A 14573-nucleotide genomic window follows, 5' to 3' on the forward strand; every position below is an offset into this window, starting at 1 on the left:
CGGTCATGAAGGCCGCCCCCGATCCCCGAGCGGTACGCGACGCCAGCCTGGACGAGCTCGAACGGCTCGCCCTGCCGCTGCCGCCCCCGGCGTTCCCGCTGGTCTGGGAGCCGGGCGACGGCGTGGAGCTGCGGCCCACGGCCGAGCTGGAGGCGCGCGCGGCGGTGCTGCACGTGGTCGTCGCACGCTGCTTCGGCATGCCCACCGAGACCGCGATGAGCTGGCTGCTCAAATCCCAGCTGGTGGACTTCGTCACACCCCCGGAGTGGCAGTTCGTGGCCGGCGCCAAGGGCGATCACCGCTCGTTCGTGCTGCACCACGACGCGGTGTTCGCGCTGGCGTGGCTGCTGGGGCTGAGCCGGCACCTCGACCCGACCGCGCCGCCCGAGGAGCGGCTGATGCGGCAGATGCCGGACCTGCCCGGCGGGGAGCTGTTCAACGCCTGGCGGTCCCGGTCGCTCGTGGCGCCGCGGGACGCGATCGAGGCGGCGGTGCTGCTCGACCTCTATTACTGCCTGGACTGGGCGTTCCAGGAGGCGGAGAAGAACGGCGTACGGCCACCCGGCGAGGTCGACAGCAACGCCATCGGCCAGCGCCGGTGGGCCCTCGAGTGGGCGGTCGTGTTCTCCGGGCCGTACCACGACGACCCGCCGGAATGGGAAGAGGTCGACCTGTCGGTCTAGACCGGGCGGTAGGAGGTCACGTCAACGGCCGCGGTCACCTCGTGTGGTCCCGCCACGTGCGGCGGCACGTGCCGCGCACTGGGCGTCATGCCGATCAACGTACGGGTCTCCGCCTCCGACAACCGCAGCGTGCGGCTGACCGGCTGCACGGACACCGCCGCCCAGCCCTCGCCCAGCGCATCGGCGACCCGGTCGGCCTTGTCCGGATCCACCTTGACGAGCCCGTACGCGTCGACGAGCTCGGCGAGGTGGTCCCGCGCCGGGGTGACCACGAGCAGCCGGCCGTCCGGGCGCAGGATGCGGCGGAACTCCGGCCCGTTGCGCGGGGCGAAGACGTTGAGCACGACACTCGCCGAGGCGTCGGCGAGGGGGAGCGGGCGCCAGAGGTCGGCGAGCACGGCAGCGGCCCGCGGGTGCGCCCGGGCCGCCCGGCGCAGGGCCGGCTTGGAGACGTCGAGGCCCAGCCCCGGCAGCCCCGGGAGGGCGTCGAGCACGTGGGCGAGGTAGCGGCCGGTGCCCGTACCCGCGTCGACGACCAGTCCGTCGTCCACGCGTACCGCTGCGGCCAGCGCCTGCGCGATGAAGTCGTAATGGCCTTCCGCCAGAAAGGTCTCCCGGTCGGCGACCATGTCGGCGCTGTCGCCCGGATGGGGCGACCGGCCCGCCGTCAGGGTGACGTAGCCCTGCCGCGCGATGTCGAAGGAGTGCCCGCGGGAGCAGCGCAGGGCCCGTTCGTCGCCCTGTCCAACCACCCCGCCGCCACCCACAAACGGACTAAAGGCCTTCCGGGCGAGTGTTCCGCCGCACACCGGGCACCGCAGGTACGGCAATGCGCCGTCGATCATCTCCTCCGCCCCTCTAACATCTGCTGATGGCTGCCATCTCCCTCGCCGACATCGTGAAGGCCCCGAAGGCCCTGCTCCACGACCACCTCGACGGCGGGTTGCGGCCCGCGACCATCGTCGAACTGGCGGACGCCGTCGGGCACCAGCTGCCCGAGACCGATCCGGAGCGGCTGCGGGAGTGGTTCGTCGCGTCGGCGGACTCCGGGTCGCTGGAACGCTACCTGGAGACGTTCGCGCACACGGTGGCGGTGATGCAGACCGAGGAGAGCCTGCACCGGGTCGCGAAGGAGTGCGCGCTGGACCTGGCCGCCGACGGCGTCGTCTACGCGGAGGTCCGCTACGCGCCGGAGCAGCACCTCGAGCGGGGCCTGACCCTCGACCAGGTCGTCGACGCGGTGGACGCCGGCTTCCGGGACGGATGCGCCGAGGCGGCCGCGCAGGGCACCACGATCCGCATCGGCACGCTGCTGACCGCGATGCGGCACGCCGCACGCTCGCAGGAGATCGCCGAGCTCGCCGTGCGCTACCGCGACTCCGGGGTGGTCGGGTTCGACATCGCCGGTGCCGAGGCCGGCTTCCCGCCCACCCGGCACCTGGACGCGTTCGAGTACCTGCAGCGGGAGAACTTCCACTTCACCATCCACGCGGGCGAGGCGTTCGGGCTGCCGTCGATCTGGCAGGCGATCCAGTGGTGCGGCGCGGACCGGCTCGGGCACGGCGTACGCATCGTCGACGACATCACCGCCGGGAAGCTGGGACGGCTGGCGTCGTACGTCCGCGACAAGCGCATCCCGCTGGAGCTGTGCCCGTCCTCCAACGTGCAGACCGGCGCCGTGGAGTCGATCGCCGACCACCCCATCGGGCTGCTGCGCGACCTCCGCTTCCGCGTCACGGTCAACACCGACAACCGGTTGATGAGCGGCACCTCGATGTCGCGGGAGATGGCGCTGCTGGTCGAGGCCTTCGGCTGGGGCTGGAGTGAACTGCAGTGGCTGACGATCAACGCGATGAAGTCCGCGTTCATCCCGTACGACGAGCGGCTGGCGATCATCCTCGATGTGATCAAGCCGGCGTACGCGAAGTTGGTCGCCTGAAGTCCGTTTTGAACGGGCATGAACGACACGTCCGTACTTTCGTCGAGCCGAACTGCCGATTCGGTCAGGCGGCTCGACCGTTCGGTCAGTCTCCTGTCTACAAAAGCTGCATAATCCGGCATCTTGCCTTGCCGTCCGCTCCCGTGCGAGCCATCGTCTGTGCTGCCCGGATCGATGGTGGATCCGGGCAGATCGGCACGCGCGGAGACCCCGCGATGCCGACGGAATCGAGTGACCGTGAGAGATGCGCCCCTATACGAGCAGTGATGACCGACCAGCGATGACGGCGTCTTCGGACGCGACTTCGCATCACACAAACGGTCCGGGTCAGGCTGCTCTTTCTCTTTGACACTCGTCGTGATGGAATCTCGGGGGCCCGACCCGGTGTGTCGGCCGTGTGCGGTGCCCGGTGATCCGAAGGCCGGGTCCGAAACAGGAGGACGGTGACGTGAGCAAGCGCCCCAAGACGGCGAACGCGGTCATGTCGCGTCTCCGCCGGCCGGCCGGTCGGCTGCGGGATCTGCCGATCTGGTCGAAGCTCGGGCTCATCATGCTCGTGCCCACCCTGGCGACGATCATCGTCGGTACCAGCGGCCTGATCGACCACATCGACGAGGCGAGCAACGCCGAGCGCGCACGCACGCTGGCCGTGCTGTCGCAGGCCGCCGGTGGACTCGTCGACCACCTGCAGAACGAGCGCGCGTACGGCGTGATGATCGCGACCACCAAGCCGGACACGCCGGACCGCCAGGCGGCGACCCAGGCGTACAACGCCGAGCACCCCAAGGTCGACGCGGCCAAGCTGCCGTACGCCCAGCAGAAGGCCGCCCTCGACGAGGTGCCCGACCAGGTCGCCACCCTCCTCTCGCGGCTCAACTTCAACCTCGAAGAGCTGCCCTCCACCCGGAGCCAGACGGCCAACGGCCAGTTCAACCCCAAGGAGGTCGACAGCGCGTACAGCGTCGTGATCAACGACCTGCTGAACGTGCGCGACGCCTCCGCGCAGCTCGCCCAGGACACCGAGCTCAGCGACCGGCTGCGCGTGGTCGCCGCCGTCGCCCGGGCCAAGGACTACATCTCCCGCCAGCGCGACGTCGGCCACCGGGTGCTCGGCGAGGGCCGGCTCACCCCCGACCTGCGCCGCGAGCTCCTGCTCACCGACACCGGTTACACGATCGCCGACTCGTCGATGCGCCAGGTGGCCACCAACGAGGACAAGGCGCTCTTCGACCGCGTCGTCAAGGGCCCCGCCAAGCGCGCCGCGACCAACCTGACCGGCCCGCTGGCCGCGCTGGGCGCCGACAACATCACGGCGATCCCGTTCGACCGCACCAAGTGGGAAAGCGCGATGGTCGGTTACAACGGCCTGTTCCGCACGGTCGAGACCGATCTCGACCAGCAGATCGTGGCCCAGGCCACCGACATCCGCGACCGCGTGCAGCGCCAGGTGTTCATCGAGACCAGCGTCCTGCTCGGCATGCTCCTGCTCGCGATCGTCTTCGCGTGGATCGTGGCCCGGTCGATGGCCCGCTCGCTGCGCGAGCTGCGCCAGGGCGCCCTGAACGTCGCCCAGTTCGGCCTGCCCCAGGCGGTCGAGCGGCTGCGTGATCCGGCGCTGACCGGCTCGCTGACCCCGGCGCAAGTGGCCGATCAGGTCGCCGAGCCGCTGCCCGTGCGCAGCCGGGACGAGTTCGGGCAGGTGACCGAGGCGTTCAACGCGGTCCACCTGGAAGCCGTCCGGACCGCGGCCGAGCAGGCCGCCCTGCGGTCCTCCGTCGCGACGATGTTCGTCAACCTCGCCCGTCGTTCGCAGATCCTGGTCGACCGGCTCATCGGTCACCTGGACCGGCTGGAGCGCGGCGAGGAGGACCCGGACCGCCTGGCCGAGCTCTTCCAGCTCGACCACCTCGCGACCCGGATGCGCCGCAACGACGAGAACCTCCTCGTTCTCGCCGGCGCCGACTCCACCCGCGTGCAGCGCGAGCCGGCCGCCCTGATCGACGTGCTGCGCGCCGCGCAGTCCGAGGTCGAGCACTACACCCGCATCGAGTTCGGGATGATCGACCGGGACATCGAGGTGTCCGCGCACGCGGTCAACGACATGGTCCACCTGGTCGCCGAGCTCTTCGACAACGCGACCGCGTTCTCGCCGCCGAACTCGCACGTCGTGGTCGAGGCGCGCCGCCTCGGCGACGGCGCGGTGCTCTCGGTCGAGGACCGTGGCATCGGCATCAGCCGCGAGCAGCTGCGCGACCTCAACGAGCGGCTGGCCAACCCGCCCATGGTGGACGTCGCCGTCTCCCGGATGATGGGCCTCGTCGTGGTCGCCCGCCTGGCCAACCGGCACGGCGTCAAGGTCGAGCTGCGGCCCGCCGACACCGAGCGGGGCACGGTCGCCGACGTCGGCCTGCCGGCCGGTGTCATGGTGACGGCCGGCTCGGCCGGTCGGCTGCCCAGCAGCGCCGCCCCCACGTCGTTCGGCGGCGCCGACCACCGGCCCGCCTTCGCCGAGCCGCCGCTGGCGCTCGAGAGCGGCGGCCGTGGCGGCTACCCGGGCGGACGCCCGTTCGACCCGAACCCGCCGATGCCCTCCGGTGGCATGCTCGGCACGGGCGCGGGCCGCTCGGTGCCGGCCTGGTCCGACCTGACCGGCGCGCCCACCAACGGCTTCGAGCCGGCCAACGGCTTCGGTGGTCCGTCCAACGGCTTCGGCGGCGGTGCCAACGGCTTCGGTGGCGGCGGCGCCAATGGATTCAGCAACGGCTCCACCGGCGCCAACGGCTTCCACGGCCCGCGCAGCAACGAGCCGATCCCGCCGCTGCCCCAGTCCGGCCCGCAGGGCTTCGCCGGCAACGACGGGCTGCCGCAGCGCCGCAACGGCGACGGGCCCCGGCCCGAGGACACGGGAGCCTTCGGGCACACCATCCCGCGCCAGCTGCCGCCCAGCCCCGAGACGCCGAGCCGGTCGCCGTTCGTGCCGCCGGTCTCCGCGCCCCCCGTCCCGCCGGTCTCCGCGCCGCCGGTGCCGTCCGCGCCGCCGTACGGTGGTGGCCGCCCGGTGTCGTCGCCGCCCGTCTCCGGCCCGCCGACCTCGGCGCCGCCGAACACGAGCCGCCCGCAGTCGGCCCCGCCGAACGCCGGCCGCCCGCAGTCGGCGCCGCCCGCGTCCCCGCCGGCCTGGCCGCCGGTCTCGGGGGAGCGTGACCACGGCACCCCGCACGTCCCGGAGAGCCTCGCGGCCGCCCTGGACATGACCGCCGAGCTGCCGCGGTACCGCCCGGAGCGGTCCGGCGCCGGCCCGCAGCCGCAGGTCGCGCCGCCCACGAACCCGCAGAACGCCACGCCGCCGAGCGAGGCCGAGCGGTCCGCCGCCGCCGCGGCGGCCGCGCACGAGGCGGCTGCCCAGCAGGCAGCGGCCGCGCAGGCCACCGCCGCGGCGCAGATCGCGGCCGCACAGGCGGCAGCGCGTCAGCGGGCCAACGGCGACGGGCAGTCGCAGTTCGCGGACGAGACGATGGAGCTGCCGATCTTCCGGGAGCTCGAGTCGGCCTGGTTCACCACCGCCCGGCCCAGCGAGCCGCGGAAGACCGAGCCGAAGCCATCGGCCCCGTCCAGCCCCTCGCCGGACGCCGACGTGGTGACCACCCAGCGCTTCTCCACCGGGGAGCCGGCCCGCCAGCCCGGCGTGCCGCAGCAGGCTCCCTCGCCGGAGACCCGCATCGACCGCGACCCCGCCACGGTGGGTGCGGTCGTGGCGAACGGCTCGGCGGCGAACGGCTCGGCCGGCGTGAACGGCACGGCCGACGTCAGCACGGGCAACCCCTGGCAGACCGCGGCCGACGAGGGCTGGCAAGCAGCTCGCAAGGCCGCCGAGATGCCGGTGGAGACGACGACGACGGCCGGTCTGCCGCGCCGTACGCCGATGGCACAGCTCGTTCCTGGTGGTGTGGACCGGGCCGAGACCTCCGTACAACGCCGCACCCCCGAGGCGGTTCGCGGGCTGCTGTCCGCGTACCACCGCGGTGTGCAGCGGGGTCGCACGAAGGATCAATCGACCAACCCGGAGGAGACTCCGGGAGGGCAGCAGTCCTCGCAGGCTGGCAAGGAGCATGAGGCATGACAAGTACGCAGGATCTGGGTTGGCTCCTGGCCAACTTCGCCGACCGCGTCCCCGGGGTTGCGCACGCGATCGCGGTCTCCGCCGACGGTCTGCTGCTCGCGGCCTCGCGGGACCTTCCCCGGGACCGCGCCGACCAGCTGGCGGCCATCGCCTCCGGCCTGGTCAGCCTGACCCAGGGCGCCGCGCGGTGCTTCGAGGGCGGCGCGGTGCTGCAGACGGTCGTCGAGATGGACAACGGGTTCCTCTTCCTGATGTCGATCTCGGATGGCTCGTCGTTCGCCGTCCTCGCGGCCCGCAGCTGCGACGTCGGACAGGTGGGCTACGAGATGGCGCTCCTGGTGGACCGCGTGGGCGAGGCCCTGACGCCGGCTCCGCGCTCGGCGGCCGGAGTGCTCGGCTGAACGGATTGCCTACCGGATCCGTCCGGTATCTGTCCAAAACCTTGACAACACGAGACACTTCTATGGGCCGAGGGATGGGGTGAGCGGTGACGATGCCCGAACGCGATGAGCCGACCGGCGCACTGGTCAGACCGTACGCCGTGACCCGTGGCCGGACCCGGCCCAGGCTTGAGATAGCGCTGGAAGCGCTCGTAGAGACCACCGTCCGCGGCCGTTCCACCGGGCCGGGCAGGGGCGGGAGCGAACACCAGTACATCGCGGCGATGTGCGACGGCGGCAGAGTTCAGTCGCTGGCCGAGATCGCCGCACGCATGCAACTACCGCTCGGGGTGGCTCGGGTGATCGTCGCCGACATGGCGCACGACGGCCTGGTGGCAGTTTACGAGCCGACGTCGCTGGAGGACGAGAACGATGCGGTGGGTACGGAACTGCTGGAAAGGGTGCTGAGTGGACTTCGCAGGCTCTGACATGTCGCGCCGGCCGACCGCCGGGCGCGTGACATCGGCGAAGATTGTCATCGCCGGTGGGTTCGGCGTCGGTAAGACGACGCTGGTGGGGTCCGTTTCTGAGATCACCCCGCTGACCACTGAGGCGATCATGACCTCCGCCGGTGTGGGCGTCGACGACAACCGGCAGGTGCCGGGGAAGACGACGACCACGGTGGCGATGGACTTCGGCCGCATCAGCATCGACCGGGACCTGATCCTGTACCTGTTCGGCACGCCGGGCCAGACGCGTTTCTGGTTCATGTGGGACGAGCTGGTCCGGGGCGCCATCGGTGCGGTGGTCATGGTGGACACGCGTCGGCTCGCCGACTGCTTCGCCGCCATCGACTTCTTCGAGCATCGGCGGCTGCCGTACCTGGTCGCCATCAACTGCTTCGACGGCATGCAGTACCACAACGCCCAGGACGTCCGCGACGCGCTCGCGATCTCCAGCGACGTACCCGTGGTGAGCTGCGACGCCCGCAACCGGGAGTCGACGAAGAACGTACTCATCTCGCTCGTCGAGTACGTCCTCACCATGCGCCGCTCGCGCGCGGTAGCACCGGCCTGACCCGTCGTCGAAAGTCCCGCTCTGTCCGACAGAGCGGGACTTTTGCGTGCCCCGACCGGCCTCGCACCTTCCCGCCGCCTCCCGCGGGCGGGCTTCCCGTCGCTCCAGCGGACGACTGCCCGGCGGCCGGCGCTCGTCCGCTCGTCGGGCCCGGTGCTCTGGTCGTGGCGATCCCCCACCCCTGCGGAGCCGGGTCGCCTCGTCCCGCTCGGGCCCTCGGCGGCTGCGGTGTCACGCGTCGCGGGCGCCGGGTCGCCTCGTCGGGCTCGGTCCCTCGGCGGCTGCGGTGTCACACGTCGCGGGGCCGTGTCGCTTCGTCCGCTCACTGGCTGTGACGGCGGCACATCTCGCGGCTCTCTGCGGCGCGCTTGGGCTGCGGCAGCGTTCGCCGGACGGCCGCCCAGGCCCGTCATAGCCCCTCAGGCGCCCGCGAGCGCTTGACGCCGCCGGGGGGGCCGCCGCCCGGCCCTTCGGCGGTCCTTGCCCCGCTGAGGCTGTTGCCGTCCCACCGGATGGACGAGCCAGAACACGTCTTACCGGCAAGTCCCGGCAATCATCACATTGAGATAGCTCGATGTCTCTAGCCTGTGGGCATGAACCCTCTGCCCTGGCTGGCCGCCCTGCTGACCGTGCTGATCCCCGCGCCGGCGTTCGCGACCCCGCCCGTACCGCCGACGGTCCGCGCCGACCTCCAGCGGACGGTGTTCAACAATGACCAGGTCGCCGGGTACCGCGTACACAACGACTCGCCCGTCACCGTGACCGGCTGGCGGCTGGAATTCGACCTGCCCGCCGACACCACCATCGCGACCAGCTGGAACGGCCGCTTCGCGCGTATCGGCAACCACGTGACCGTACAACCCGAGTCGTGGAACGCGACGCTCGTTCCGGGCGGCTCCGTCGACCTCGGCTGGTACGCCAACGGCACCGGCGAACCGGCGAACTGCCGCGTCAACGGCCAGCCCTGCGACGGCCGATGGCCCGACGAGACCGACCCCACCCGCCCGTCGCCGCTGACCATCGACACCAACGGCGGAGTCACCCTGCACTGGGCGGCCTCCACCGACGACCGCCAACTGCGCCACTACGAGGTGTACGAGAGCGGCACGCTGCTGACCACCACCACGGACACCAGCTACGTCTTCCACACCGGCCCCGCGCTGCCGCCCCGGGTCTACGTCTTCCGCGTACGGGCCATCGACGCGGCGGGCAACTACTCGGCGAGCGCGTACGCGTTCCTGGGCACACCCCAGCTGTCCCCGCCCCCGGCCCCCGGCCGCCTGGCAATCACCCCGGCCGCGGCCCCCGGCACCCAGCGACTCACCTGGGACCAGCCACTCCCGCCGCCGGTCGGCCCCGCACCTGTGATCGCGGGCTACGAGGTGTCGCTGGACGGCACCCCGGTAGCCGTCACAGGTGCCCTGCGGTACGTCGCACCAGTCCCGCCGGCGGGCGAACACACCTGGTCGGTACGCGCAATCGACGCACTGGACCGGCTCTCGGACCCGGGCCGGCTGACCCAGACGGTCAGCTGACGGCTCAACGCCGCGTCGGCCCGGGCGGGCGGTGGGCGCCGCCGGCGGGTAGGCAGGGCCGGGCCGTCGGCAGGTCGCTACGGACGGGCGGCAGAGCTGACCGGTGGGCGGTCCCCCGCAGATAAGCCCGCCCGGATGTGGTGGGCCGGCGCCCGAGGCGCAAGCGGTGGCCGGACCCGGGCCAGACGCGGCAGCCGGGCCCAGACCGGACCCGAGCCGGACCGGACCCGGGAACCGGACCCAGAGCCGGACCGGGACGCCCAGGTCGGGCTCGGGGCCGGAGGCGCACGCCGGGCCCAGGGCCAGACGCGCACGCCGGGCCCAGGGCCGGATGCGTAAGTCGGGTCGAGGGCCGGATGCGCACGCCGGGCGCGGTGTGGCAGACGCGGCGGGCAGGCCCGGTTGGCCAGCCCCCGTGGGCGTGGCCACGCGGCCGGGCCGTGGGCAGGCCTGGGCAGGTACGCACGGGCAGGCTCATGGAGCCGGCAGGGGAGCAGCTTGCCGGCACCGACGACAAAAGCCAGCAGTCAGCCAGCTGAGGACGCGCCGGTGGAGGTCACGCGGCGCCCGGATTCACCGGCAAATACGCACAGGCACGACCGGCGGGGGCGACCCGGCCGGAGAGATCAGCGGCTCGGGTAGCCCGCGTTCCGGTAGTCCTCGGACTCCTGCCCGTCCCGGCTGAAGTCCCAGCCACCCGCCGCCTCACGCCCCGGCCGGCCGCCGATCGCGTACCCGCCGATTTCCTGCCCGCGACGCCAGCCGCGGAAGTAGCCGGTGGTGTGGGCTGCGATGCTGGCCGCGTCGCGGACGATGCGGAGGGGGCGTTCCTCGCGGAGCGGGGAGCCCGGTACGAGGTTGGCCTGCGGTACGCGCTTCGGCAGGCCGGCCGGCGTCTCGGCGGCGATCTCGGGCGCGGAGGCCTTCTCGGCCGCGCGCCAGCCCGTGTCCATCGGGCTGCTCCAGTCGAGGTCGGCCGGGGCGGCTGCCTCGTCGTGGCCGGTGAACCAGGCGGAGCGGGCGGCCGCGAAGATGAGGAGGTCGCCGTCGCCCTCGGCCGGAACCGGCGGGGTGGTGCTGCGGTCCAGGGCCGTGAGGGTGGGTGCGGCGCGGCGGGCCGTGGCGCGGCCGTTGCGGCCGCCCCGGTCGTCGACGAGGCGCAGGGGCGGCGGGTCGGTGCTCGCCGTGACGTTCGGTGGGGCGGTTTCCAGGCCGCCCAGGCCGGACTCCACGAGGCGCAGCGACGGCGGCTCCTTCGGCATGTCCTGCCACGGCGGCTTGACGCGGCCGTCCGAGGGCGGGCTGCTGACCGCGGCGGGTGGCGGGGTGGGCGCGTCGTCGGAGGAGTTCAGCAGGGGCCAGTTGGCCCGCGAGCCCGGCTCGGGCATCTCGGTGGAGCCGCGCTGAGCCGGCATGGGCAGCGAGAAGTCGGTGGCGCCACCCGGTGCGGCGGCGGACCCGTTGCGGGTGGAGGGCCGCGGCGGGATGACCGTGCGCTGGCGTTCGGCGCGGGCGCTGCTCATCGCCGCGTTCGTCAGCGTGGGGCGGAACGGCTGCCCCGCTTCCGCCGGCGGCACCGACGAGGGGCGCGAGGCCGGCGAGGTGGGACGGGGTGCCGACGAGCCGGGTCGGGCGCCCGGGGTGATCGGGGTCATGCCCGGCGGGGGCGGCGGCACCGACACCGGGCGGCTGGCCGGGCCTGCCGCCGGAGTGCGGGTGGGCAGGCTCGCGGCGGGGGCGGCCGGCGGCGGAGTGACCGGGCGCGGCGCCAACGGCGGCGGCATGATCGGGTCGGGCGCGACCGGCGGCGTGGTGATCGGGCGCGGCGTGGCCGGACCGCCGCTCGCGGCGGCGGGCTCGGGACGGCCGCGGCGGCCGATGCGGGTGCCGGTGTCGCCGGGGCGGCCGAGCCGGGTGCCGGTGTCGCCCGGGCGGCCGAGCCGGGTGCCGGTGTCGCCGGGACGGGCGAGCCGCGTGCCGGTGTCGCCGGGACGTACGGAGGACAGGCTGGCGGCGGGCTCGGCGGCGCGGCGGGATCCGGCCTGGCGGCGGCCCGGTACCGGGTTTGCTGCCTGCTGGCTGACCCGCGCGGCGAGCGTGCCGACGAGCGCCTCGCAGGCGGAGTCGCAGGACTTGACGGCGCCGATGGCGTGCCGGACGGTGTCGGCCGCCGCCGGGGCGAGGGACTTGTTGACGCCACCGCGGCGCGGGGACTCGTTGATCGCCACGACCAGCGCGGTGACGGCCGCGACGACCTGGTCCTCGGTGCCGGCGCCGGCGCGGGTCAGCTCGGCGGCGACCTCCTCGGCGACCTGCTGCGGGTCGGCGCCGCGGCCGGTCAGGCGGCCGGGCTCGGGCAGCGCGTCGAGGACGGCCAGCGCGAGCGGGTGCGCGGGGTCCGGGTACGCCCGCAGCGCGGCGGGATACAGCTCGCGCAGCACCTCACGCAGGGCGATGGCGGAGGCGTACCGGCCGTTCAGCATGGCGACGTGCGCGGCGAGTACGGGCTTGTAGCTCACGAGGTCGCGCGGGGTGGGAACCGTGACGGCGGCGATGGCACCGGCCTGCAGCGCCCGGGCGAGGCCCACGGCGCGGCGGGCGGCCGAGGGTGCCGCGATCTCCTCGGGGGACTCGTCGTCGGCGAAGCGCTCGGCGAAGTCGTCGGCCGAGTCGTCGTCGGCCACCACGAGGGGACGCCCGGCGGCGGTCAGCAGCGAGGTGACCATGTGGTCGTCGCTGTCGGCGGCCACCGCGGCCTCGGCGAAGCCGCTGGTCCGTTCGACGAGCAGCATGCCGAGCTGGGCGTACCCGGCCGGGTCGTCGCTGATCTCGTGAACTCCGAGCAGCCGTCCTGCGTCGTCCACCACGGCGATGGTCAGGGCGGAGCCGGCCGAGGCCGAGCGCACCGTCTCATCAGCCGACGCCAGACCGCAGTACACGCGCACGAGCGCCACGGCGTCGTCCTCCTCCCCGGGTGAGGGTTGTTCGCGACCTGTTTCCGGCCAAGGACTGATGGTCCCTGGTGAGGGGTCAGTCGCGCCAGTCCACAGCGGCAGAGATCTTGCCGATTACCGAACGCCATCCCAGGCTCGCCTGTTGTGCGCCGATTTTACGGAGCTTGCGGCGACCGAAGAAACCGCCCATTCCGCCACTTTCCGCGGACCGGAGGGACTCGTCCAGGTCATCGAGTGGTGAGCCGGACGCCAGGGCCAGGATCACCGGCTTCAGGCGCAACGCGTGACCCAGGTCCCGGGCCACCTCACCCGCGGCGATGAGCAGGGGCAGGTCCCAGGTGTCGTGCCCGCCGCGCAGGTTCTCCACGACGAGGTCCAGCTCGTAGCGGTCCTCCGGCAGCGGGTCGACGTCGGACGACTGTACCCGCTGGGCCAGCGTCGGCCAGGTGTCCAGTTGTGCGAGATCGTTCGGCGCACCCGAATGAATGAAGGAGACCAGCGACTCGGGGCTCTTGAACGCGAGAAGTCTGCCCTTGTGGCTCAGGAAGACGGGCACCTCCTCGTCGTCCGTCCGGTCGGCCTTGGCCTCCGGCTCGTCGTCCTTGAAGTCCTCGGGGTCGGGCTCCTCGACGACCTCGCCGTCCTCGTTGCGCAGGACGCCGTCGTCGGACCGGTGGGTCTTCGAGCCGGGGGCGTCCTCCGTGACCAGCGCGGCGAACTCCTCGTCGACGATGACTTCCTCCTCCTCGGCGGCGCGCGCGGCGGCCGCGCGCTCCCGCGCCTCGAAGGGGTCGTCCTCGTCGGCCTCGACCTCGGTGAGGGTGAGCTCCGAGGCCTTCCGGTACGCCCGGAGCGTCAGCGCGACGCCGCCGGGAAGGGCGATCTCCACCGGCTCGATCCGGACCTCGTCCCAGAGCGCACGGCCCGAGGGGCCCTCTTTGACCGTCGAGGCCTCGGCGGCCTCTTCGGGAGACTGGCTGGCCACGCTGACCTCCGGATGGGTTCTCGCACGCTGTTCGGATGGGTGAGTCTGCGCACACACCTTAGTGGTCGCTCCTGGGAGGGACCCGACCGCGGTCCGCCTAGAAGCCCTTGGGGTGCCAGACGGTCTTGGTCTCCAGCAGCGCGGTCATCGGCCCCAGGCCCGGGTCGGCCGTGAAATCCGCGCCGTCCGCCGGGGGCCGGACCACACGCTTCAGGCTGCCGGCCGCGGACCGTTCGAGGTCGGCGGCGAGCGCCGGGTCGGTGACGCCGGTCAGGTCGAGGGCGTTGACGTCGTCGTGCGACGCCAGCCAGGGCGCGGTCTCGGCGGCGTGCCCGGTGAGGATGTTGACCACCCCGCCCGGCACGTCGGAGGTCGCCAGCACCTCGGCGAGGGTCACGGCGGCCTGCGGCGTGGCGGCGAGCACCACGACGGTGTTGCCGGTGACGATGGCCGGGGCGATCACGCTCACCAGGCCCAAAAACGAGGCCGGCGCCACGACGCCCACGACGCCGGTGGGCTCCGGCGCGGAGATGTTGAAGTACGGGCCGGCGACGGGGTTCGCGCCGCCGTGCACCTGGGCGAGCTTGTCGGACCATCCGGCGTACCAGACCCAGCGGTCGACGGCCGCGTCCACCTCGGCGCCCGGCACGCCCAGCGCCACGAACTCCGCCCGGCGGGCCTCCAGCATCTCGGCGACCCGGTAGAGCACCTGTCCCCGGTTGTACGCGGTCGCGCCGGCCCACTTGGCCTGGGCCTTGCGGGCGGCGATCACGGCATCCCGGGCGTCCTTGCGCGAGGCGAGCGCCACGTTGTCGCCGTCCACCAGATACGTCCGTCCTGACTCGCTGCGCGGGAAGGCGCCGCCGATGTACAGCTTGTAGGTCTTGCGGACGGCGAGCC

Annotated in this window: 11 protein-coding genes; 7 read left to right on the forward strand and 4 right to left on the reverse strand. The window is 73.1% G+C overall.

Going from position 1 to position 14573, the window contains the following annotated elements; genetic code table 11:
* Positions 1 to 5: 5 nt before the first annotated feature.
* Positions 6 to 683 carry a DUF4272 domain-containing protein gene (locus COUCH_RS04415; RefSeq protein ID WP_249610816.1) on the forward strand — a complete coding sequence of 226 codons (678 nt, stop codon included), beginning with the start codon at positions 6 to 8 and terminating at the stop codon, positions 681 to 683.
* On the opposite strand, the gene COUCH_RS04420 is transcribed toward COUCH_RS04415, so the two are convergent.
* Positions 680 to 1528, reverse strand: coding sequence for a putative RNA methyltransferase (locus COUCH_RS04420; RefSeq protein WP_249610817.1), 849 nt, complete (start codon positions 1526 to 1528; stop codon positions 680 to 682). The two genes, COUCH_RS04415 and COUCH_RS04420, sit on opposite strands and share 4 nt — an antisense overlap.
* 26 nt (positions 1529 to 1554) lie before the next feature.
* Between COUCH_RS04420 and COUCH_RS04425 the strand changes: the two genes are divergently transcribed.
* The 6 genes from COUCH_RS04425 (at position 1555) to COUCH_RS04450 (ending at position 9734) form a co-directional block, all read left to right on the forward strand.
* The gene (locus COUCH_RS04425; protein WP_249610818.1) at positions 1555 to 2622 is read left to right on the forward strand and encodes an adenosine deaminase; all 1068 of its coding nucleotides are present in this window, start codon (positions 1555 to 1557) and stop codon (positions 2620 to 2622) included.
* A gap of 448 nt (positions 2623 to 3070) precedes the next feature.
* Positions 3071 to 6742, forward strand: coding sequence for a sensor histidine kinase (locus COUCH_RS04430; protein ID WP_249610819.1), 3672 nt, complete (start codon positions 3071 to 3073; stop codon positions 6740 to 6742).
* Positions 6739 to 7143 carry a roadblock/LC7 domain-containing protein gene (locus tag COUCH_RS04435; protein WP_014447580.1) on the forward strand — a complete coding sequence of 135 codons (405 nt, stop codon included), beginning with the start codon at positions 6739 to 6741 and terminating at the stop codon, positions 7141 to 7143. The genes COUCH_RS04430 and COUCH_RS04435 overlap by 4 nt, the downstream gene beginning before the upstream one ends.
* Positions 7144 to 7235: 92 nt before the next feature.
* A complete protein-coding gene (locus tag COUCH_RS04440) occupies positions 7236 to 7610 on the forward strand; it encodes a DUF742 domain-containing protein (RefSeq protein ID WP_249613561.1) in 375 nt (124 codons plus the stop codon).
* Position 7611: 1 nt separating this feature from the next.
* Positions 7612 to 8199, forward strand: coding sequence for a GTP-binding protein (locus COUCH_RS04445; protein ID WP_041832917.1), 588 nt, complete (start codon positions 7612 to 7614; stop codon positions 8197 to 8199).
* 593 nt (positions 8200 to 8792) lie between these two features.
* Positions 8793 to 9734, forward strand: a complete 942-nt coding sequence (locus COUCH_RS04450; protein WP_249610820.1) for a cellulose binding domain-containing protein — start codon at positions 8793 to 8795, stop codon at positions 9732 to 9734.
* A gap of 626 nt (positions 9735 to 10360) precedes the next feature.
* Here the strand turns inward: COUCH_RS04450 and COUCH_RS04455 are convergent.
* From COUCH_RS04455 to COUCH_RS04465, 3 genes are all read right to left on the reverse strand, one after another.
* On the reverse strand, positions 10361 to 12688 hold the full coding sequence (locus COUCH_RS04455; protein ID WP_249610821.1) for a transposase: 2328 nt from the start codon (positions 12686 to 12688) through the stop codon (positions 10361 to 10363).
* A 76-nt stretch (positions 12689 to 12764) separates the two neighbouring features.
* Positions 12765 to 13673 (reverse strand): DNA primase, encoded by a 909-nt coding sequence (locus tag COUCH_RS04460; protein WP_249610822.1) that lies wholly within the window; start codon positions 13671 to 13673, stop codon positions 12765 to 12767.
* Positions 13674 to 13770: 97 nt separating this feature from the next.
* Positions 13771 to 14547 (reverse strand): aldehyde dehydrogenase family protein, encoded by a 777-nt coding sequence (locus COUCH_RS04465; protein WP_249613562.1) that lies wholly within the window; start codon positions 14545 to 14547, stop codon positions 13771 to 13773.
* Positions 14548 to 14573: the final 26 nt, after the last annotated feature.

Source organism: Couchioplanes caeruleus, assembly GCF_023499255.1.
GTDB lineage: Bacteria > Actinomycetota > Actinomycetes > Mycobacteriales > Micromonosporaceae > Actinoplanes > Actinoplanes caeruleus_A.